20 protein-coding genes are annotated in these 19,146 nt (G+C 70.5%); 10 read left to right on the top strand and 10 right to left on the bottom strand.

Translation table 11 applies throughout. The annotated features are described in order from the left end of the window. Positions 1-207 precede the first annotated feature (207 nt). The 3 genes from HBB12_RS26920 to HBB12_RS26910 all read left to right on the top strand — a co-directional run bounded on the left by HBB12_RS26920 (position 208) and on the right by HBB12_RS26910 (position 2,420). Positions 208-960, top strand: coding sequence for a response regulator (locus tag HBB12_RS26920; RefSeq protein ID WP_236992167.1), 753 nt, complete (start codon positions 208-210; stop codon positions 958-960). Positions 961-1,096: 136 nt separating this feature from the next. Beyond that, on the top strand, positions 1,097-1,936 hold the full coding sequence (gene cysE / locus HBB12_RS26915) for a serine O-acetyltransferase (protein ID WP_236992166.1): 840 nt from the start codon (positions 1,097-1,099) through the stop codon (positions 1,934-1,936). Between the two features lie 286 nt (positions 1,937-2,222). Further along, positions 2,223-2,420 carry a DUF3126 family protein gene (locus HBB12_RS26910; RefSeq protein WP_206289771.1) on the top strand — a complete coding sequence of 66 codons (198 nt, stop codon included), beginning with the start codon at positions 2,223-2,225 and terminating at the stop codon, positions 2,418-2,420. Between the two features lie 9 nt (positions 2,421-2,429). Here HBB12_RS26910 and HBB12_RS26905 read toward each other — a convergent pair whose 3' ends face one another. Then, positions 2,430-3,137, bottom strand: coding sequence for a hypothetical protein (locus tag HBB12_RS26905; RefSeq protein ID WP_236992165.1), 708 nt, complete (start codon positions 3,135-3,137; stop codon positions 2,430-2,432). A gap of 274 nt (positions 3,138-3,411) precedes the next feature. Between HBB12_RS26905 and HBB12_RS26900 the strand changes: the two genes are divergently transcribed. Both HBB12_RS26900 and HBB12_RS26895 read left to right on the top strand, forming a co-directional pair. Further along, a complete protein-coding gene (locus tag HBB12_RS26900; RefSeq protein WP_236992164.1) occupies positions 3,412-3,741 on the top strand; it encodes a DUF6949 family protein in 330 nt (109 codons plus the stop codon). 109 nt (positions 3,742-3,850) lie between these two features. Continuing rightward, entirely contained in the window at positions 3,851-4,591 is a 741-nt protein-coding gene (locus tag HBB12_RS26895; protein ID WP_236992163.1) for a tetratricopeptide repeat protein, read from the top strand. A 16-nt stretch (positions 4,592-4,607) separates the two neighbouring features. Here HBB12_RS26895 and HBB12_RS26890 read toward each other — a convergent pair whose 3' ends face one another. The 4 genes from HBB12_RS26890 to HBB12_RS26875 all read right to left on the bottom strand — a co-directional run bounded on the left by HBB12_RS26890 (position 4,608) and on the right by HBB12_RS26875 (position 7,555). Beyond that, positions 4,608-5,315, bottom strand: coding sequence for a transglutaminase-like cysteine peptidase (locus HBB12_RS26890; RefSeq protein WP_236992162.1), 708 nt, complete (start codon positions 5,313-5,315; stop codon positions 4,608-4,610). A gap of 146 nt (positions 5,316-5,461) precedes the next feature. Continuing rightward, positions 5,462-6,112 (bottom strand): transglutaminase-like cysteine peptidase, encoded by a 651-nt coding sequence (locus tag HBB12_RS26885; protein WP_236992161.1) that lies wholly within the window; start codon positions 6,110-6,112, stop codon positions 5,462-5,464. A gap of 176 nt (positions 6,113-6,288) precedes the next feature. Beyond that, positions 6,289-6,795, bottom strand: a complete 507-nt coding sequence (gpt, locus tag HBB12_RS26880) for a xanthine phosphoribosyltransferase (RefSeq protein WP_236992160.1) — start codon at positions 6,793-6,795, stop codon at positions 6,289-6,291. A gap of 7 nt (positions 6,796-6,802) precedes the next feature. Then, positions 6,803-7,555 (bottom strand): competence/damage-inducible protein A, encoded by a 753-nt coding sequence (locus HBB12_RS26875; RefSeq protein ID WP_236992159.1) that lies wholly within the window; start codon positions 7,553-7,555, stop codon positions 6,803-6,805. Between the two features lie 139 nt (positions 7,556-7,694). Here HBB12_RS26875 and sfsA point away from each other — a divergent pair, with 139 nt between their 5' ends. Next, positions 7,695-8,402, top strand: a complete 708-nt coding sequence (sfsA, locus tag HBB12_RS26870) for a DNA/RNA nuclease SfsA (RefSeq protein WP_236992158.1) — start codon at positions 7,695-7,697, stop codon at positions 8,400-8,402. 4 nt (positions 8,403-8,406) lie between these two features. Here sfsA and HBB12_RS26865 read toward each other — a convergent pair whose 3' ends face one another. Beyond that, positions 8,407-8,802 (bottom strand): hypothetical protein, encoded by a 396-nt coding sequence (locus HBB12_RS26865; protein WP_236992157.1) that lies wholly within the window; start codon positions 8,800-8,802, stop codon positions 8,407-8,409. Positions 8,803-9,411: 609 nt separating this feature from the next. Between HBB12_RS26865 and HBB12_RS26860 the strand changes: the two genes are divergently transcribed. Next, entirely contained in the window at positions 9,412-11,493 is a 2,082-nt protein-coding gene (locus HBB12_RS26860; RefSeq protein WP_236992156.1) for a methyl-accepting chemotaxis protein, read from the top strand. Positions 11,494-11,746: 253 nt separating this feature from the next. Here the strand turns inward: HBB12_RS26860 and HBB12_RS26855 are convergent, their stop codons facing one another. From HBB12_RS26855 to HBB12_RS26840, 4 genes are all read right to left on the bottom strand, one after another. After that, positions 11,747-12,373, bottom strand: coding sequence for a hypothetical protein (locus HBB12_RS26855; RefSeq protein WP_236992155.1), 627 nt, complete (start codon positions 12,371-12,373; stop codon positions 11,747-11,749). After that, positions 12,351-12,869 (bottom strand): c-type cytochrome, encoded by a 519-nt coding sequence (locus HBB12_RS26850; RefSeq protein ID WP_236992154.1) that lies wholly within the window; start codon positions 12,867-12,869, stop codon positions 12,351-12,353. The genes HBB12_RS26855 and HBB12_RS26850 overlap by 23 nt, the downstream gene beginning before the upstream one ends. 58 nt (positions 12,870-12,927) lie before the next feature. Next, positions 12,928-14,634, bottom strand: a complete 1,707-nt coding sequence (locus HBB12_RS26845) for a PQQ-dependent dehydrogenase, methanol/ethanol family (protein WP_236992911.1) — start codon at positions 14,632-14,634, stop codon at positions 12,928-12,930. Between the two features lie 142 nt (positions 14,635-14,776). Further along, positions 14,777-15,187, bottom strand: a complete 411-nt coding sequence (locus HBB12_RS26840) for a copper chaperone PCu(A)C (RefSeq protein ID WP_236992153.1) — start codon at positions 15,185-15,187, stop codon at positions 14,777-14,779. Between the two features lie 303 nt (positions 15,188-15,490). On the opposite strand from HBB12_RS26840, the gene HBB12_RS26835 reads away from it, so the two are divergent. The 3 genes from HBB12_RS26835 to HBB12_RS26825 all read left to right on the top strand — a co-directional run bounded on the left by HBB12_RS26835 (position 15,491) and on the right by HBB12_RS26825 (position 19,042). Continuing rightward, positions 15,491-15,937, top strand: coding sequence for a cupin domain-containing protein (locus HBB12_RS26835; protein WP_236992152.1), 447 nt, complete (start codon positions 15,491-15,493; stop codon positions 15,935-15,937). 52 nt (positions 15,938-15,989) lie between these two features. Next, on the top strand, positions 15,990-16,775 hold the full coding sequence (locus HBB12_RS26830; protein ID WP_236992151.1) for an SDR family NAD(P)-dependent oxidoreductase: 786 nt from the start codon (positions 15,990-15,992) through the stop codon (positions 16,773-16,775). A gap of 122 nt (positions 16,776-16,897) precedes the next feature. Beyond that, positions 16,898-19,042: a TonB-dependent receptor gene (locus HBB12_RS26825; protein WP_236992150.1), complete on the top strand. Its 2,145-nt coding sequence runs from the start codon at positions 16,898-16,900 to the stop codon at positions 19,040-19,042. Positions 19,043-19,146: the final 104 nt, after the last annotated feature.

Below are 19,146 nucleotides of genomic sequence, written 5' to 3'. Positions count from 1 at the left end.
GGATGGCGGGCCGATCCCCGCGCCCCGACGAACTGAGGACAATCTTGGTGCAGTGCCCCGGCTCCCGGTGCGGCACGTGGACGGAAAGCGTCCGGCACGGCATTGTCGTCGCCAGCGCCCCCGTGATGTCGGGGCCGCTGCGGCACGGGGGCGCAGGATGGTGGCGAGGCGGGGATGCGGGCGGGCTGCCCGTCCGGGGGCGACGGGATGACGAGCCTCGCCCCGCACGTCGTCGTGGTCGACGACGAGCCCGATGCCCGCGCCATGGTGGGCGACTACCTGCGGATGCACGGTTTCGAGGTCAGCCTGTGCGACGGCGGCCGCGCGCTGCGGCGGCGCCTCGCCGAGGTCGCCCCGGACCTGATCGTCCTCGACCTCAACATGCCGGAGGAGGATGGGCTCTCGATCGTGCGCGATCTCAAGGGCCGCTCGACGATCCCCATCATCATGCTCACCGCCACTGCGAGCCCGATCGACCGGGTGGTCGGCCTCGAACTCGGGGCCGACGACTATCTGCCCAAGCCCTGCGAACTGCGCGAACTCGTCGCCCGCATCCGCTCGGTGCTGCGCCGGGCAGCGCAGGCGAAGAGCGCCCCGCCGGAGGAGGGCAAGCAGGAGAAGGAGACCAGGCCGGACGACCGACAGGAGAACGGCGTCCGTTTCGGCCGGATGATCGTCGATACCGAGACCCTGCGCCTGCGCGACGAAGCCGGCACCGAGCAGATCCTGACCCGGTCCGAATACGGCCTGCTGAAGGCCTTCTTGGACAACCCCAAGCGCGTGCTGACCCGCGAGCGCCTGCTCGATCTCGCCGATGCCCGCGACCCCGACGCCTTCGACCGGGCGATCGACGTCCGCATCAACCGCATCCGCAAGAAGGTCGAGCCCGACCCGGCCAATCCTCGTTTCATCAAGACCGTCAGGGGCATGGGCTACGTCTTCAGGCCCGACGGCGATTGAGGGCGGGGCAGCCCCGCGGGCAGGGGGGCTTGATGAATCGCCGGTGCCTCTCCAGGCTATTCCGGATGAACGCCGTCGTGCGCCATGCGGTGGAGAGAGTTTCGTCCGCCCGCCGCCGCTGCCGAGGAGAAGGTCGTTGTCGTCCAGCCCCGCTCCCACCCTGTCCGGCGCCGATCCGGTCGCCGGCATCGTCGATCCGGTCTGGCGGCGGCTGCGCCAGGAGGCCGAGGCCGTCATGCACGACGAGCCGCGCCTGGCCTCGTTCCTGTTCGCCAGCGTGCTCAACCACGCCACCCTCGAATCGGCGGTGGCTCACCGCGTCGCCTCGCGGCTCGGCCACCCGGCGCTGACCGCTGACCTGATCGCCCAGGCCTTCGGCGAGGCGGTGGCGGACGATCCCGGCATCGGCCAGGCCTTCCGGGCCGATATCGGCGCGGTGATCGACCGCGATCCGGCCGCCGGCCGGGCGATCGAGCCGGTCCTTTACTTCAAGGGCTTCCACGCCATCCAGGCCCACCGCCTGGGCCACTGGCTCTGGACCCGCGGCCGGCGCGACCTGGCGCTCTACCTCCAGAGCCGCTCCTCCGAGGTGTTCCAGACCGACATCCACCCGGCGGCGCGGATCGGCCGCGGCATCTTCCTCGACCACGCCACCGGCCTCGTCGTCGGTTCGACGGCGGTGATCGAGGACGAGGTCTCGATGCTGCACGACGTCACCCTCGGCGGCACCGGCAAGCACGGCGGCGACCGCCACCCCAAGATCCGCCACGGCGTGATGATCGGCGCCGGGGCCAAGATCCTCGGCAACATCGAGGTCGGGGCCTGCGCCCGGGTCGCCGCCGGCTCGGTGGTGCTTCAGGCGGTGCCGCCCTGCACCACGGTGGTGGGCGTGCCGGCGCGGGTGGTCGGCTCGGCCGGCTGCTCGGACCCGGCCCGCGCGATGAACCAGTTCATCAACGCGATGGACGGGATCTGACGGCCGGGCGCGCAGGGCGCCTTGCCCGTCAGGCCCCGCCGTGGCAAGGCGGGGGCCTGCCGCCCCCCGAGACGCTCCTGCGGCGCAAGTTCCTACGGCGCAAGTTCCTGCGGCAAGGGAATCGCCCGTGGACAGACCCCGCGGTCCGCCCGGCGGGGAGGGGGCATCGTCGCATCCCGTGCCGGCGGCGCGGGGTCCTCGTTGAAGGCGGCAGTGCCCGCGCCCGCTCCGGCGCGGTCGCTGCGACGCCCAAGCACGTGAAGAGGCCAGCGTGAACAAGACCGAGATGACGAAGGTGGAAGGCTATCTCCGCCGCACTTTCGCCAACCACAACATCCGGCTCGTCGCCCGTCCCAAGAAGACGGATTCGGCCGAGGTCTATATCGGTGAGGAATTTCTCGGCGTGCTGTCGGTCGACGACGAGGACGGCGACCGCTCGTTCAACTTCTCGATGGCGATCCTCGACACCGATCTGGACGAGTAGTCCAAAGCCTTACGGGCTGGGGCCGAACAGACGCTCCAGCCCGGCAAGACCGGCGCTCCAGGAGGGCAGCCGGTCGGTCGAGAAACGCAGGCGCAAGCTCAAGGACCCGACCCGGATCTCGCTGAGGCAGGCGGCGTCGGGCTCCGGTACGGCGCCGGTCGTGCAGCGCGCCGCGAAGCGGCTGCCCTCGCCCTGCGCGAGGTACAGATCCTCGCCCTCGAACGGCGTGCCGGTCCGGAAGCGCCGGCGCATCAGGCCCTCGCCGAACGGTTGCGCCTCGGCGGTGAGGAACCGGGCGTAGCGCCGGGCCGGGCTCAGCGGCGCCTCGGTCTCCGGGGCCCGCGTGGCGGTCACCCGCATCAGGCCGGGCAGAGCGCTGCCGGTCAGTTCGCTCCACGGGATCGCCAGGTCGATCCGCTCCGGCGTCGCCTCGGCGGCGGCAGCGGGCCGTACGAACCAGGCGGCCGGCAGCACGAGGGGACGGGGCGCGAGGTTCGCCACCACCACCGGGCCGGCCGGAACCGGCGGACGGGCGAGCCAGGCGGCGAGGACACCCGTGAGGGCGAGCGTGCCGGCGAGCCCGAGGGCTGCCGCGAGGATCAGGCGCCGGTCGGACGGATGGCGGGCGACGGGCGGGACCGCGGACCGACCGGTCCGCGCCGCACGCATCACATCCCGTTCGAGTTGCGCGACAGTGGCGCTCAGTGCAGGCCCCATGGCGCCCGCCTCCGATTCGTTCGATTCGAGGCCCGGACCGGGCCTATCCCCGAACGTTCGGCTCCGATCGTTAACGGCTCCTTACCGAAACCCGGTCACGGGGCGGATTTCTGTGGCGCGACCGCCCCATGCCGAGGAGAATCACACAAAGGGGGAGGAGAATCCCGCAACGGGATCGGCCTCAAAGACCTGTGGATAACGAAAAATTAACCATAATCGAAAATCGCGTCTGGCGCAGGGTGGGACGAACGCGCTTGCCGGAGTTTAACCTCCCATGAACCTCTCGCCCTCCGCTCTCGAGAACCTGCAGACCCTGGTGCTCGGCCTCGCTTTCGCCGGCCTCCTGGCGAGCGCCTTCGAATGGGCGACGGCGCGGCGTGCGAGCTTCGGCCTCCTGTCCGGCGGCGGCATCGTGGCGCTCGCCTCCCTGCCGATTCTCGCCTTCGGAGCCCCGTTCATCATCCTGCGCAACACCGTGCGCGGCCGGCGGATCGAGCGGCGGCCGGTGCCGTTCGTGATGCTGGCGACGATGCTGGCCTGCGGCTGGAGCCTGGTCTCGGGCCGGGTCGTGCTCGACCTCGCCCATCTGGTGTCGGGCGCCTGAGAGCCCTGCCTCGCAGGCCGGGTCCGCATTCGCCCGCGCGTGGCGCGTGTTGACCTAGCGGAAGCGCCGTTCTTTCTCGCACGCAGCCCTCGATACCGGGATGCGTGCCGTGCCGATCGCCCTTCTCCTCCTGCTCGTGAATGTCGGCCTCGCGGTCCATGCCGCGAAGACCGGGCGGTTCTCGCCCTGGGGCTGGATCATCGTTCTCCTGCCGCCCCTCGGCGGCATCGCCTACATCCTGGTCGAGCTGCTGCCGAACCTCCTCGGCTCGCCCCGCGGCGAGAGGACCCGGCGCGCGATCGCCCACAGCGTGAACCCGGAGAGGATCTACCGCGCCTTGCGCGACCAACTCGCGGAGGCCGACACGGTCGCCAACCGGGCGCGCTTCGCCGAGGAATGCGCGGCGCTCGGCAAGTGGCAGGAGGCCTGGGAGCAGTATGACGAGATCGTCCAGCGGCCGAATGGCGGCGAGCCGGTCTTCCATCTCGCCCGGGCCGAGGCCGATCTGGCGCTCGGCCGTCCGGCGGAGGCCTTGGCCGGCCTCGATGCGCTGAAAGTTCGGGAGCCCGATTACGACTCTCCGCGCGGGCCCATGCTCCATGCCCGCGCCCTGGCGGCTGTCGGCCGCACCGAGGAGGCGATCGACGCGTTCGAGACGATCTCGCGGCACGATCACGCTTACGAGGCACGCGCCCGGCTCGCTTCCGTGCTGGCCGAGGCGGGCCGCCCGGAAGAGGCGCGGCGCGATGCGCAGGAGATCCTGGACTCCTTACGCCGCGCCCCCGCGCATGTGCGCAAGCTCCAGGCGGAATGGGGCCGCCTCGCCGAGAACGTCCTGCGCCGGACCTGAGCGGCTCCGGCCCGGATCAGCGATTCGCGGTCGTGACCGGCGAGGCGACGCCGTTCAGCGCCACCCAGGCGAGGCCGTCCTGACCCTCGCGCTTCACGTAGGTGTAGCCGGTGCGCTGCCAGGGCAGGATCATGTTGGTCTTGTTGTCGAGGATGTAGTCGCCCCGGTCGGTGCGGACCATCAGCACGGCGTGCCCCTCGCCGATCTCGTCGATCACCACGGTCATCCGCAGGGCGCGGCGGGCGAGGCCGCGTTCCACCAGCATCCGGCGCTTGAGGAGCTGGTAATCCTCGCAATCGCCCATGCCGTCATCGGGAAAGTCCCAGCGGTCGACCACGCCCCAATGATCCTGGTCGATCATCGGCCGGATGCGGCCGTTGACGCGCCGGTTCACCGCCGTGAGCGTGCGCCAGAGGGCCGGCGTCATCGTCAGGGTGGTGGGCTCCCTGGTGTCGACGGCGCATTCCGCCGGGTAGCGGTTGCAGAAATCGGTCCAGGCGCTCACGGGCTTGGCCGTGCCGCCGCGCTCGATCGCCGCGCTGGCATCGGGCAGGGCGGCCAGGGTCTGGGTCTGCCCCTGCGTCGTGGCGCCGCCGATGAGCAGCAGCGTGCCGAGAAGTCCGAGCTGCGCCGCCCGGATGCCGCGCTTCAGGAGGCCCTGGCGATCGACATGCCGCGCATCGACATGGCCCGCCCGGCCGAGGCCGTCCAACACTGCCCGCATCGCCCCATCGACTCTTCGCTTGGTTCTTGCATCCAAGCTGCCACGGGGCCGGACGGCGCTCAACCGAAAAATTTAAACCCTGGTAAACGGCCCTGCCGCACTTTGGTTCCAATTCGATACGCAGATTCTTCGGCTGATTCGGCGGTTCACCGGTTGGCGGTGACGGTGGGAGCGGTGGCGCCGCCGAGCGATACCCAGGCGGTGGCGTCCTGCGATTCGCGCTTGATGTAGGTGTAGCCGGTCTTGTGCCACGGCAGCACGGCGCTGGTCTTGTTGTCGAGGACCAGATCGCCGCGGTCGGTGCGCAGCATCAGCACGGCGTGGCCCTCGCCCTTCTCGTCGATCACCACGGTCATCCGCATCGCCCGGCGCGGCAGGCCGGCCTGGGCGAGCAGCTTGCGCTTGAGGAGCTGGAAATCCTCGCAATCGCCCGAGCCGTCCTCGGCCAGGTCCCAGCGGTCCGGCACGCCCCAATGCTCCTGGTCGGTCACGGCGCGGAGCGAGGTGTTCACCTGGCGGTTGATGCCGGTGACGGTCTGCCACAGCCGCGGGGTCAGCGTCACCTGGGCCGGCTCGCTCACGTCGACCGCGCATTCGGAGGCGTAGCGGGCGCAGAACTCGACCCAGCCGACGATCGGCCGGGCATGGCCGAGATCCGGGGCGCCGGCGCTCGGCATCGGCAGGGCGGCCAGGGTCTGGGCCGCCGCCTCGTCGGCCTGGCCCGTCACGAACGCCGCCGAGAGCATCGCCACGCCGACCAGAACCCGCTTCACCTGGTGCCCGAAACCCGTGGTCATCTGCGCCATCCCCTTCGTTACGAAGGAGAATGGCCCCCGACCTGCTCGGCGGCGCTGAAATGGATAGGCGCAATTTTATCGATCTGGCCGCCGGGGCGAGGCCCCGGTGGACAGGGCCAAGACCTCGCTCAACTGATCCGGCGAATGTGCCGGATCACGTTAGGGCGGCGAATACCTTAACCGGACGTTCCGGGCTGGATCGGCGCCTGGTACGACAGGCCCATGTCCCACGGGAAGTAGATCCAGGTGTCCTGGCTCACCTCCGTGACGAAGGTGTCGACCAGCGGACGCCCGGCGGGCTTGGCGTAGACGGTGGCGAAATGGGCCTCAGGCAGCATGGCGCGCACCACCTGGGCGGTCTTGCCGGTGTCGGTCAGGTCGTCGAGGACGAGCACGCCGCGGCCCTGGCCGTCGCCGATGGCGCGGATGCTCGGAGCCACGTCCTTGAGCACCTTGAGGGCGCCCTGCTCCTGGTAATCGTGGTAGCTCGCCACGCAGACCGTCTCGACGAGCCGGATGCCGAGCTCGCGCGAGACGATCGCCGCCGGCACCAGCCCGCCGCGGGTGATGCAGACGATGGCCTCGAACGGGCCGGCACTGGCGAGCCGCCAGGCCAGCGCCCGGGCGTCGCGGTGGAACTGGTCCCAGGAAACCGGAAAAGCCTTGTCGCTCGGGGCAGCCATCGTATCCTCAGTTCCGTTCGGCTTGCAGGCGCGAGACCAGCGCCTCGATCTCGGTGCGCGCGGCGGCGAGCGCCTCGGGCTCGCGCCCGCGCACGACGATCTGGTTGCGAAAGCCCGCCGGCGTCATCGACGGGTAGGAGCCGATCGAGACGCCCGGATGGGCCTTGGCGATGGCGGCGAGCCCTTCGGCGTAGCCGCCTTCCGGCAGGTTGCCGGCCTCGATCGTCTCGGCGGTCACGCGCGCGCCCGTCTTCAGCCGCGGGGCGACCGAATCGAGCATCGCCTGCATGATCGAGGGCACGCCCGCCATCACGATCACGTTCTCGATCATGAAGCCCGGCGCCTTCGAGATCGGGTTCTCGATCAGCTCGGCCCCGAACGGGATGCGGGCCATGCGCAGGCGGGCCTCGTTGAGGTCCTCGGGCTTGATCCGCTCGAGCAGCATCGCCCGCGCCCGCGGATCGACGTCGATCCCGACGCCGAGGGCTTCGGCCACGCAATCGGCCGTGATGTCGTCGTGGGTCGGCCCGATGCCGCCGGTGGTGAACAGGTAGGTGTAGCGGGCGCGTAAGCCGTTCACCGCCGCCACGATCTCCTCGGCCACGTCCGGCACCACCCGCACCTCGCGCAGGTCGATGCCCGAATGGGTCAGGTACTCGGCGATGTAGCCGATGTTCTTGTCCTTGGTGCGTCCGGACAGGATCTCGTCGCCGATGACCAGGATGGCGGCCGTGACCGGGGCGGGGCTGGCGTCAGGCATCTGGGATCCTCGTGACCGTCCCGCGACCGGGGGCGATAGGGTTGACGCCCGCCTTATCGCGGCCTCCCCCGCGGCTCAAGCGTGACACCCCGGCCCGCGCCGGTTAAGCGCCGGGAATGCCCATCGAAATCCCCGTCTCATGCGCTTCCCCGGCCCGCTGACCGAGGGGCGCCTCGTGCGCCGCTACAAGCGCTTCCTCGCCGATATCGAGCTCGCCGACGGCTCCCTCGTCACCGCGCATTGCGCCAATCCGGGGGCGATGCTCGGCCTGGTCGCGCCCGGCCGGCCGGTGCTGCTCTCGGCCTCCACCAATCCGGCCCGCAAGCTCGCCTGGTCGTGGGAGCTGGTCGAGGCGGATCTGCCCGGCGGGCCGCAATGGGTCGGCATCAACACCGCGCGGCCGAACGCCCTGGTGGCCGAGGCGTTTCACGAAGGGCGCCTGAAGCCGCTTGCCGGCGCCACGTCCTGGCGGGCCGAGGTGGCCTATGGTCGGGCGAGCCGCGTCGATTTCCTCGCCGGCGATGCCGCCGGTCCGATCCATGTCGAGGTGAAGAACTGCCACCTGATGCGGGAGCCGGGCCTCGCCGAGTTCCCCGATTGCGTCGCCGCCCGCAGCGCCCGTCATATGGACGAGCTCGCCGAGGTCGTTCGCCTCGGCGGTCGCGCCCTGGTGATCTGGGTGGTGCAGATGCGGGCCGAGCGGTTCGCCGTCGCGGGCGACCTCGATCCGGGCTTTGCCGCCGCGTTCCGGCATGCACGTGAGGCCGGCGTGGCGGCTCACGCCTTCGTCTGCCGGGTCGATCGCAGCGAGGTGACGATCGGGGAGGAAATCCCGATCGTCGAGTGAGGTTCTACCAGCGCCCGGGTCCGGGCTCGTCGTCCCAGTGCCGGTGGCGGTGCCAGGGCGGCGGGCCGCCCCAGCGCGGGCCATCGCGAAAACCGCCGTCCCGATACCCTGGACTCTCGTCGCAGACCCGCACCCGGCGTACCACCTCCTCGCCGTAAGGGTCGATGCGGCGCTTCACGAAGGTCCGGCAGGATTCGGGACCCTGCACGATGCGCGGTGGGACAGGGGCAAGGGAGTGGGCGAGGGGAGGCGGAGGCGGCGGGGCCCGCCACTCGCTCCGTCCCTCGAAGCGGGGTGGCGGCTCCTCGTCGAGATCGGCGGCAGCGACCGGGCCCGCGAGGGCGAGGAGCGCCAGGGCGCCGAGGGCGAGGCGGGTCGTGCGTGAGGAACGCGCGGTCATGGCGGACGATTCCTGTCCGGCTCGTCGCCGGTGGACGGGGCCGGTGAAGGCCGGCATGGGGGCATCCTCGCGGCCCGGCGTTGAACCGCGGCTGAAGCCGCCGTTGCCGGACTGACAGGATTGTCGGACACTCCGTCGGCCAACCTGCGCGGCGGTCCCGCACGCTCCACCCGCCCGAGCGAAGCCGGCCTCCCCATCGCGAACGCGATGGCACAGCCATCACGGCGACGGCGTGGCAATCGCCGAGCGATCGATCGGAAACCCCGGACAGGATCCGGAAGAGGCAGCGGCATGAGCGGTCCTGCGCCTGATTCCGGTCGGGATTCTCGCGATGGCCCCGCGATGGCATCTGCCCGACCGGTGGCGGACAGCGGTGACGGACGGGGCGGCGCACGGGAAGGCAAGACGGGATCGCGCGAATGCTAAGCAGACTTGCGTTGGCAGGCCAACGCTTCGTCCGCTTAGATCCTTGTTTTATCGCAGATTTTTTCCGCAAAACCGGCGGCCACTTTTGCGAAATCTGCTTAGTCCTCGACGTGGAGAGACCCTGCGGCAATCTCCGATTAGCCATTTCCACGCATCATGGCGGCGCCTGGGAGGGCCTCGGTCGTGAGCATCAAGAAGCTTTTGTTCTCGTCCATCGTCGCGATCTGCGCGCTTGCATGCGCCCTGGCCGCCGCGATGGCCTCGTTCCATCGGTCCCGGGCCAGTGAGATCGATCGCGCCACGGTGCGGCTCGACGTCGTGCGGGCCCTCGCGGCGATTCCGCAGGCGGTCAACATGGAGCGTGGCCTGTGGAGTCTGCTCCTGACGACAGCCTCCCTCGACGAGGCCGGCAAGCATGCCGGGCTCGCCGACTTGCGGCGGCGGTCCGATGAGGCGGTGACGACGTTGCGCCGGGCGGTCGAGGCCGCCGCCACCCTGCCGGACGCGGGCGCGCTCCAGGCGACGACGCGGGAGATCGAGACGAGGTTCGGCGCGGCCCGAGACCTGGCGCAGGCCCGGCTCGCCCTGCCGGTGAGCCAGCGCGGCGATGCCGAGAGCGCGCTCGCCAAGGTCATGGCGACGATCAACGACGCCGCCGCCGCGCCCGCATCCGGCCTGACGCGCGACCTCGCGACGGTCGACGGCCGGGCCTTTCGTTGGGTTCTGTTTGCCGGGACGGCCGGCGAATTGCGCGATATCGGCGGCCGGCAGGCCGGCTTCCTCCAGACCCTGATCGCGCCCCGCAAGCCGGTGACGCCCGAGCAGGAGATCGCCTTCTGGACCGCCCAGGGCCGCGTCGACCAGCTGCTCGCCGGACTGGAGCGGGTGGCAGCCGATGCCGGCGCCGGGGAGGCCGTCGCCACGGCGATGGAGGGCGTGCGCCGCGGCTACGTCCAGGCCTTCGCGGCCCTCAAGACGGAGCTGCTGCCGCATTTCGGCACCGGCGCCTTCCCGCTCGACGGCACGGCCTACCGGGACCGGGCGGTTCCGATGTGGTCGTCGGTCCTGCGCCTGCGGGACACCGCGTTCGACCGGGCGGCCTCCGTCCTGGCCGGGCGCCGCGCCGAGGCGCAGAGTGGCCTCGAGCTGGCGCTGGCGGCTTTGGCCGCCACGGTCGCCGTCGGTCTGGCCGTGCTGATCCTCGTCGTGGCGCGGGTGATCCGGCCGCTCACCGGCACCGCCCAGGCGATCGGCCGGGTCGCCCGGGGCGATCTCGACGTGGCGATCCCCGGCGCCGGGCGACGGGACGAGATCGGCGCGATGGCGAACGCCGTCGCGGTGTTCAAGGACAGCCTGATCCGCAACCGCGCCCTCGAGGCCGAGGCCTCCTCCACCCGGGCCGGTGCGGAGGAGCGGCGCCGGACCGAGCTGCAACGCATCGCCGACCGGTTCGAGGGCGCGGTGAGCGCCGTCGTCGATCACGTGGCGCAGGCGGCCGACGCGATGCAGGCGACCGCCCACTCCATGGCGGCCAAGGCCACGCAGACGGCCGAGAGCAGCCACGCGGTCGCGGCAACGGCGGGCCACACCGCGGCCAACGTGCAGACCGTGGCGGCCGCCGCCGAGGAACTCGGCTCGTCGATCGCCGACATCAGCCGGCAGGTCGACGGCTCGGCCGATCTCGTGCGGGTCGCGGCCGCGGAAGCCGCGCAGACGGTGTCCCTGGTGCGGGATCTGAGCGGCGCGGCGGCCCGGGTCGGCGACGTGGTGGCGCTGATCTCGTCGATCGCCAGCCAGACCAACCTCCTGGCGCTCAACGCCACGATCGAGGCGGCGCGGGCCGGTAGCGCGGGGCGCGGCTTCGCGGTCGTCGCCGCCGAGGTGAAAGAACTGGCCGGCCAGACGGCCCGCGCCACCGAGGAGATCACCGGCCAGATCGCGGCGATCCAGACCTCGACCGGGCGGGCCGTCGGGGCGATCGACGGCATCACCGCACGGATCGATCAGATCAGCGGCGTGGCGAGCGCGATCGCCACCTCGGTGCAGCAGCAGGGCGCGGCGACCCAGGAGATCGTCCGCAACGTCGCCGAGGCCGCCGCCGGCACCGGCGCGGTCACCGGCACGATCGGCACGGTCGCCCGGACCTCCGAGGAGACCGGCGCCGCCGCCGCCCAGGTCCTGGCCTCGGCCGCGACGATGTCGCGCCGCACCGAGCAGCTGACCGGGGAGGTGGCGCAGTTCCTCGCGACGATCCGGGCGGCGTGAGGGGTTTGCCCGGGCGGATGCACGCCCCATCCACCAAAGAACCTCATCCTGAGGTGCCCGCGTCACAGTAGGCCTCGAAGGAGGGCTCCAGAAGCCAAAAGATTTCTGGAGCCCTCCTTCGAGGTCAGTCGAGCTGCGATCGCGTGCGATCTACGATCGCCAGCACCTCAGATGAGGTCGAGGGTTGGAGATCGCGTGCTGTTTATCTCAATATTCATCCGGAAAATATTCTCGCGCGCTGCGGAACGAAACCCTACTTCGTCGCCGCCACCACGATCCGCGTCCGGCTGATGAAGGCGCGTGGGTCGGCGCCCTGGTGGCCGTAGAGGTCGCGGGTCACCGTCACGCTCTTGGGTCCCAGCGCCTTGCGGCACTCCTCCTTGACGAAGGTCTCGCCGAGCGGGGTCTCGTCGCCGGCGGGCTTGCCCTCGGCACAGGTCCAGCCGTCCTCGCCCCAGTGGCTGCGGGCCTGGAGGCCCAGCAGATGGCCCTTCTTGCGCAGGTAGAGCGGCACCGCGTCGTCGGTCTCGATCACCAGCCCGTCGACCCGGGCATCGTCGCCGACGAGCAGGGTCAGCCGCGCCGGGTGCCCGGCGACCCGGGTGCCGTTGCGGGTGGTGCCGTCGGCGTAAGCGAAGCCGATGGCGTGCAGCCCCTTGGCATCCGCCGGGCAGGTGCGCCAATCGCTCCAGCCCGCGAGCGTCCGGGCCGGGCCCTCGCGGCAGACGAGATCGCCGTAGCCCTTGCCCGAGATCTCCGAGACCGGCATCCCGACGCGCACATCACGCAGGTCCGCGATCTCGGGCCCGACGGCGAGCGCCGGCCCGGCGCAGAGGAGGGCGGCCAAGGCCGCGAGATCAATGTGAGACGGTCGGCTCATCGGAGCCCTCCTTCTTGCGGTAGACGTCGCAGGCCCGGGAGGTGGTGCCGAAGAAGGCGGTGCATTCCGCGAAGGTCGGGTCGCCCTTGCCCTTCAGCTGGGTGACGACATACGTCGCCACCGCGTCGATCTCCGCCGGACGTAAGAAAACCGCCGTCTCCGGCGGCATGTTGCCGGCCATGTCGGCTTTCACCGAATCGTAGCACTTCACCGTGTCGTAGGCGCCGCGCAGGTGGTAGGGCATGCCGGTCCCGGGCCGGCCGCAGCGCACCACCTCGGCGACCTGCTCCTTGTCGAGCTGCGTCTTGCGCAGGGACAGGGCGTCGCCGCCATAGCCGCCACCGCCGCCGCCATGCCACTTGTGGCAGCCCGAGCAGGCCTTCTTGAATACCGCGAGATCGCCCTCGCCCCCGGCCGTCCGGGCGCCCTGCGCCCAGGCCGGAGCGCAGGCGAGCGCGAGGCCGGCGAGCAAAGCCGGCACCATCGTTTTCCGCATCCGTCAAAACCTCGTGCGCGGCGGGGCGCCGACGCGCCCCGCCCGGAAGGATTTCAGTTCAGAGCGCGAAGACGTAGAGCATCGAGCCGGTCTGGATGTTCTTCAGCTCCGGGGTCGAGTCGATGAACCACTTGTCCCAGGCGCCGCCGAGGCCGACCAGGATCGCGACATATTGCTTGCCGTCGACCGTGAAGGTCATCGGAGGCGCGTTGACGCCGCTGCCGGTGCGGAACTCCCACAGCTTGTCGAGGCTCTTGGCGTCGAGCGCCATCACGCCCCCGCCCGGCTCGCCGGTGAAGACGAGATCGGGGGTCGCCAGCATGCCGCCGAGCAGCGGGAACTGGGTCTCGTGCTTGCCGGCGACCTTGCCGGTCTTCACGTCGATCGCCGTCACGCTGCCGGTGATCCGGAACGGCTGGCTCGGCCCGCCGCCGGTGAAGAACTCCCGGGGTTTCAGGTTCGCCTGCGTCATCGCCTCGTGGGTGACGCGGTTGCAGCTCTCGATGACCGGGATGTACCAGTATTGCAGGTTCGGGTTGTAGGCGGTCGGCGGCCAGTTCTTACCGCCCATGTTGCCGGGGCAGAAATCGGCGTTCTTGTTCTCGGCCGAAGGCGTCGCTGCCGGGTTGTAGCGCTGCACGTCCTTGGTCGGGTCGTACTCGAACGGCTTGCCGGTATCGGGGTTGATGCCCTTGGTCCAAGTCACCTTCTTGACGAAGGGCGTCGCCCAGACGAACTGGCCGTTGGTCCGGTCGACCGCGTAGGCGTGGCCGTTGCGGTCGGCCTCGATGGCGAGCTTGCGGCCGTTGGCGTCGACCAGCAGGTTCTCCGACACGCTGTCATAATCGTAGGGGTCGTTCGGCGTGTGCTGGAAGTGCCACTTGATCTTGCCGGTCTGGGCGTCGAGGCCGAGCGTCGAGTCGGTGTAGAGGTTGTCGCCGGGCCGGTAGGCGTTGTCCCAGTCCGGGCCCGGATTGCCGACGCCCCAGACGATCGTGTCGGTATCGGGATCGTAGGTGCCGGTGACCCAGGTCGAGCCGCCGCCGCTGACCGCCGCGTTGTTCGGGCCCTTCCAGGTCTCGGAGCCCGGCTCGCCCTTGCCCGGGATGGTGTGGGTGCGCCAGACCTCCTTCTCGGTCTTCAGGTCGGTGGCGGCGATCCAGCCGCGGATGCCGTATTCGGCGCCGCCGACGCCGGAGATCGCCATTCCCTTCACGATCAGCGGCGCGCCGGTGATGGTCTCGCCCTTGTCGGGATCGGCGACCTGGCGCTGCCAGGCGACCTGGCCGGTCTCCTTGTTGGTGGCGATCAGGCGCCCGTCCAGGGTGTGGCTGACCACGAGGTCGCCCCAGAGCGCGACGCCGCGGTTGTTGACGCCGCAGCAGGCGACCGCGCCGGCCCATTCCCGGTCGGTCTTCGGATCCATCTTCCAGACGAGCTTGCCCTCGCCGCCATGGGTGTCGATCTTGTAGACCGAGCCCCAGCCGTCGGTGACGTACATCATGCCGTTCTCGACGATCGGCGTCCCTTCGAGCCCGCCATGGCTCCAGATGCCGCCGGACTCGATGCCGCCGAGCGCCATCGTCCAGGCGACCTTGAGGCCCTTGACGTTCTCCTTGTTGATCTGGCTCAGCGTCGAGTAGCGGTGACCGGCGAAGTTCTTGTGGTGCTGGATCCAGTTGCCGTCTTCCTTGTCGGCATTCAGCAGGCGCTCCTGCGTGACGCCGCCGTCGGCGGCGAAGGCCGGGGCGATGGTGCCGGCCATCAGGGCGGCGAGCGAGGTTGCGGCGAGGATGCGCCGGGCCGTGCGGGACGTCGTCATGGGTGTCTCCTCCGGGCGGCCTTATGGTTATGTCGTCGCCCCGGCGCGGGCCGTCTCGCGGCCGGGCGTGGATCGATGTCGATCGCTAGTTGGACGCGCGGACCTCGACCGGCACGTCCACCGAGCCGGCCTTGCGGAAGCTCGCCGAGCAGGTGAAGCGCTCGCCCGCGGCCAGCGGCTGGCGGATCTGGAGCAGCATGACGTGCATGCCTTCCGGGGTCAGGGCGGTCTCACCCGCGGCCTTGACGGCGATGGTCTGGACCGGGCGCTTCGAGGGCGGGCCCTCGCCGCCCTTGTCGACCGTGACCCGCTCGCTGAAATTCGCGAAGGGACAGCGGAAGCGCAGCAGCGAATCGGCCTCGGCGGCGCGGTTCATCACCGTCAGGTGGAGCGGGACGTCGGAGCCGACCTTCTCGGTGGGGGCCACGAAGGCGTGCACCACGTCGATGTCGCCGGCGAAGGCCGGGACACAGCCGAGAAACGAGGCAAAGGCCACGCTCGCGGCACGATGTCGGAAATAAACGATTCGCGTCATCAGCGGCATGGCGTGGCCGTGATGGCGTGACCGGGCGACATGGATGCAGGCATCCACTCTCCTCCCTCTTGCGTCAGCTTCGCCTTTTGGCGGCGAATTGTGCGTGAGGGTAGCCGGCGGCGGTGCTCCGTCAAGATCGAAGACTAAGGGGGTTCTAAAAAATTGCCCGCGACCGATGCACTCGGGTTCGGCGTTTTCGCCCCTCCCGCTGCGCGAGGAGCCGCGCTAGCTTGAACGGTTGCGAGGTTCGAACGGGAGGATGGGATGTCCGACAGCGTGTCCGACGCACCGCCGAAAAGCGGCCGCTTCGATATCGGGGCGATCGCCGCCGCCCTGCCGGACAGCGCGACCACGATGCTGGTCGACACCTACCTGACCGATCGGCCGGCGGCGAGCGCCCGGGTGTTTCGCGTCTACCGGCCGACGCCGGCGCATTACCACGAAGCTTGCGACGAATACCTCTACGTGATCTCCGGCCGCGGCACGTTCTGGATCGGCGACGCCTCCGACGAGGCGGAGTTCGGCCCCGGCCAACTGCTGTTCTTCGAGCGCGGCGTGGTCCACGCCATGCCGCGACTGATCGAAGGGCCGGTGGTGTTCCTCTCCGTCGACACGCCCCGGCGTGCGCCGACGGATGTGATCTTCGTCGATTCCTCGACCGGCACGGCGCAGAGCTTCATGGCCCGCAACGCGACCCCCGATCCGGCTTGACCTGCCGGCCTCCGCCCGCGATCCAAGAGGCATAACAACGGGAGGACATCGTATGGCGGGCGAGGGCAAGGTCGCATTGGTTACCGGCGCGGCGCGGGGCATCGGGCTGGCGACGGCACGACTCTTCCTGGACGAGGGCTGGCGCGTCGCGCTCCTCGACATCGACGGCGCGGCACAGGACCGGGCCGTGGCCGCGCTCGACCGGCCCGACCACACCCTGGCGCTCACCGCCGACGTCGCCGACCCGGATGCGGTGGCGCAGGCCGTGGCCGCCGTCGAGGGCCGGTTCGGCCGGCTCGACGCGCTGGTCAACAATGCCGGCACCGCGGTGTTCAAGCCGCTCCTCGACACCAGCCACGCCGAATGGGCGCGGGTGCTCGCCGTCAATCTCACCGGCCCCTTCCTCTGCGTGCAGGCGGCGGCCCCGGTGATGGCGCGGGGCGGCGGTGGTGCGGTCGTCAACATCACGTCGATCTCGGGGCAGCGCGCCTCGACCCTGCGGGTCGCCTACGGCACCAGCAAGGCCGCGCTCAAGCACCTGACGAAGCAGCAGGCGGTGGAACTCGCCCACCTGAACATCCGGGTCAACGCCGTGGCGCCGGGCCCGGTCGATACCGCCATGGCGAAGGCGGTCCACAGCCCCGCCATCCGCGCCGATTACCACGACGCCGTGCCGCTCAACCGCTACGGCCTGGAGCGCGAGATCGCCGACGCCATCGTCTACCTGTGCGGTCCGCGGGCGAGCTACGTCACCGGCCAGACCCTCGCGGTGGATGGCGGTTTCGATGCCGCCGGGATCGGGCTGCCGACCCTGCGGCGGGACCTCGCCGACCGCTGATACGTACCGTGTTGTAATAACGTTACGCTTGGGGCGTCTCGTGCGGGATGCCCCGGCTTTCCCCTTGCCAGCCCGTCCCTCGTCGCGCGAATGCAACGTTATAGCATTCGTCGGGGGCGGGCATGGGCAAGGTGGGATCGTTCGGGGCGGGTCCGGTGCTGCTGGCGGCGGCCTTCACCTTTGCCGGCCAGGCGGCCCGGGCCGAGGACATCGCCCTCGACACGATCGACGTCGCCTCGCCGAGCCCGATCGCCGCCGCGCCGACCGGCGGGGCGGGGAGCGGGGCAGGGGGTGCCTTCCCGGTCGGGGTGCTGCCGGTCGTCACCACCACCTTCTCGCCGGTCACGGTGGTGACGCAAGGCGAGATCCTGCGCCAGCAGCCGCGCACCCTGGGCGACGCCCTGTTCGACCGGCCCGGCCTCTCCGCCACCACCTACGCGCCGGGGGCGGCGAGCCGGCCGATCATCCGCGGCCTCGATACCGGTCGGGTGCGGATCCAGGAGAACGGCATCGGCGTCCAGGACGTCTCGGATCTCGGCGAGGACCACGCCGTGCCGATCAACCCGCTCGTCGCCAACCGCATCGAGGTGATCCGCGGGCCCGCCTCCCTGCGCTACGGCAGCCAGGCGATCGGCGGCGTGGTCTCGGTGGAGGACAACCGGATCCCGACGCTCGCGCCGCCGAACGGCTATGCCGGGCAGATCACCACCGGCTATTCGTCGGTCGATAACGGCCGCAATGCCGCCGCGACGGTCGATGCCGCCGGCCAGTCGGTCGCCTTCCACGCCGACGGCTTCAAGACCGCCGCCGACAGCTATTCCACGCCGCTCGGCATCCAGCGCAACTCGGCCAACGAATCGCAGGGCGGCGCGGTCGGGATGTCGTACCTGTTCGACCGCGGCTTCGTCGGCCTGTCGTTCAGCCACTACGACGCGCTCTACCAGATCCCGGGCGGAGAGGCCGCCGACAGCCGCACCCGCCTCGACCCGACCCAGGACAAGCTCCAGGCCAAGGGCGAGTACCGCCCGCTCGACGGGCCGGTGGAGGCGATCCGGTTCTGGCTCGGCGGCTCGACCTACCGCCACAACGAGATCGGGATCGGCGGCGACGGGATCGACGGCATCCAGGCCACCTTCAAGAACCGGCAGGCGGAAGGCCGGCTCGAGATCCAGCACGTCCCGGTGCTCACTCCGCTGGGCACGCTCACCGGCGCACTCGGCCTCCAGGCCGACCGGCGGCTGATCGGCACCTCGGGCGAGGCCGGCACCCTCCTGGCGCCGACCGATTCGCGCAGCAACGCCGTCTACCTGTTCGAGGAGCTGCGCCTGGAGCGGGGCCTGCGGCTCCAGGCGGCGGGTCGGATCGAGGGGGCGCGCTCCACCGGCACCGCGACGCTGTTCCCGGGCGATTACCTGCCGGTGGACGGCGAGGATCCGCTCTCCTACGGCCGCCGCCGGCACTTCGCCCCGAAGAGCGCGAGTTTCGGCGTGCTGCAGGATCTGCCCGAGGGCTTCGTCGCCAGCCTGACCGGGCAGTACGTCGAGCGGGCGCCGTCGGCCTTCGAGCTCTATTCCCGCGGTCCCCACGACGCGACCGAGACCTTCGAGATCGGCGATCCGAACCTGAAGAAGGAGCGCGCCCGCACCATCGAGGCCAGCATCCGCCGGGCCGTCGGCCCGTTCCGCCTCGACGCCACCGGCTACTACACCCGCTATACCGGCTTCATCTACAAGCGCCTGACCGGCCAGCGCTGCGGCGACGACTTTTCCAGCTGCGGCAGCGACGACGAGCTGGCCCAGATCGTCTACTCGCAGCAGAACGCGACGTTCGCCGGCGCCGAGATCGGCTCGCAGCTCGACCTTCTGCCCGTCGGCAACGGCTTTGCGGGGATCGAGGCGCAGTACGACTTCGTGCGCGCGACCTTCGACGACGGAACTTATGTGCCGCGCATCCCGCCGCACCGGGTCGGCGGCGGCGTGTTCGTGCGGGCGGACGGCTGGTACGCGCGGATGAACCTGCTCCACGCCTTCGCCCATACCGAGACCGCGCCCTACGAGACCCGTACGCCCGGCTACGACAACCTGCGGGCGGAGGTCAGCTACACCAAGGCCTTCGATCCGGCGGTGACCGGCTGGAGCGAGGTGACGCTCGGGATGCGGGGCACGAACCTGCTCAACGACGTGATCCGCAACTCGGCCTCGTTCAAGAAGGACGAGATCGTGCTGCCGGGGCGGAACGTCAGCTTGTTCCTGACGGCGCGGTTCTGAGACTCGTTCGCCGATGCGCCGGCGATCGAAGGGGCGGAGAGCCACGGGATCGCGACGAAGGCCAAGCCTCGCATGATCGTGTCCTGCGGTTCGGTCGTCGAGGC

This window comes from Methylobacterium sp. SyP6R, assembly GCF_019216885.1.
Taxonomy (GTDB): Bacteria; Pseudomonadota; Alphaproteobacteria; order Rhizobiales; family Beijerinckiaceae; genus Methylobacterium.
This window is presented reverse-complemented; position numbering and strand designations above follow the sequence as displayed.

Bases quoted from the DNA above. Each gene is read 5' to 3' on its own strand.
- HBB12_RS26850 (WP_236992154.1), bottom strand. From the start codon at position 12,869: ATGCGGAAAACGATGGTGCCGGCTTTGCTCGCCGGCCTCGCGCTCGCC.
- HBB12_RS26845 (WP_236992911.1), bottom strand. From the start codon at position 14,634: ATGGCCGGCACCATCGCCCCGGCCTTCGCCGCCGACGGCGGCGTCACG.
- HBB12_RS26825 (WP_236992150.1), top strand. From the start codon at position 16,898: ATGGGCAAGGTGGGATCGTTCGGGGCGGGTCCGGTGCTGCTGGCGGCG.
- HBB12_RS26865 (WP_236992157.1), bottom strand. From the start codon at position 8,802: ATGACCGCGCGTTCCTCACGCACGACCCGCCTCGCCCTCGGCGCCCTG.
- HBB12_RS26910 (WP_206289771.1), top strand. From the start codon at position 2,223: ATGACGAAGGTGGAAGGCTATCTCCGCCGCACTTTCGCCAACCACAAC.
- HBB12_RS26875 (WP_236992159.1), bottom strand. From the start codon at position 7,555: ATGCCTGACGCCAGCCCCGCCCCGGTCACGGCCGCCATCCTGGTCATC.
- HBB12_RS26835 (WP_236992152.1), top strand. From the start codon at position 15,491: ATGTCCGACAGCGTGTCCGACGCACCGCCGAAAAGCGGCCGCTTCGAT.
- HBB12_RS26855 (WP_236992155.1), bottom strand. From the start codon at position 12,373: ATGAGCCGACCGTCTCACATTGATCTCGCGGCCTTGGCCGCCCTCCTC.
- HBB12_RS26830 (WP_236992151.1), top strand. From the start codon at position 15,990: ATGGCGGGCGAGGGCAAGGTCGCATTGGTTACCGGCGCGGCGCGGGGC.
- HBB12_RS26905 (WP_236992165.1), bottom strand. From the start codon at position 3,137: ATGGGGCCTGCACTGAGCGCCACTGTCGCGCAACTCGAACGGGATGTG.
- HBB12_RS26900 (WP_236992164.1), top strand. From the start codon at position 3,412: ATGAACCTCTCGCCCTCCGCTCTCGAGAACCTGCAGACCCTGGTGCTC.
- HBB12_RS26890 (WP_236992162.1), bottom strand. From the start codon at position 5,315: ATGCGGGCAGTGTTGGACGGCCTCGGCCGGGCGGGCCATGTCGATGCG.
- HBB12_RS26885 (WP_236992161.1), bottom strand. From the start codon at position 6,112: ATGACCACGGGTTTCGGGCACCAGGTGAAGCGGGTTCTGGTCGGCGTG.
- gpt (WP_236992160.1), bottom strand. From the start codon at position 6,795: ATGGCTGCCCCGAGCGACAAGGCTTTTCCGGTTTCCTGGGACCAGTTC.
- HBB12_RS26920 (WP_236992167.1), top strand. From the start codon at position 208: ATGACGAGCCTCGCCCCGCACGTCGTCGTGGTCGACGACGAGCCCGAT.
- sfsA (WP_236992158.1), top strand. From the start codon at position 7,695: ATGCGCTTCCCCGGCCCGCTGACCGAGGGGCGCCTCGTGCGCCGCTAC.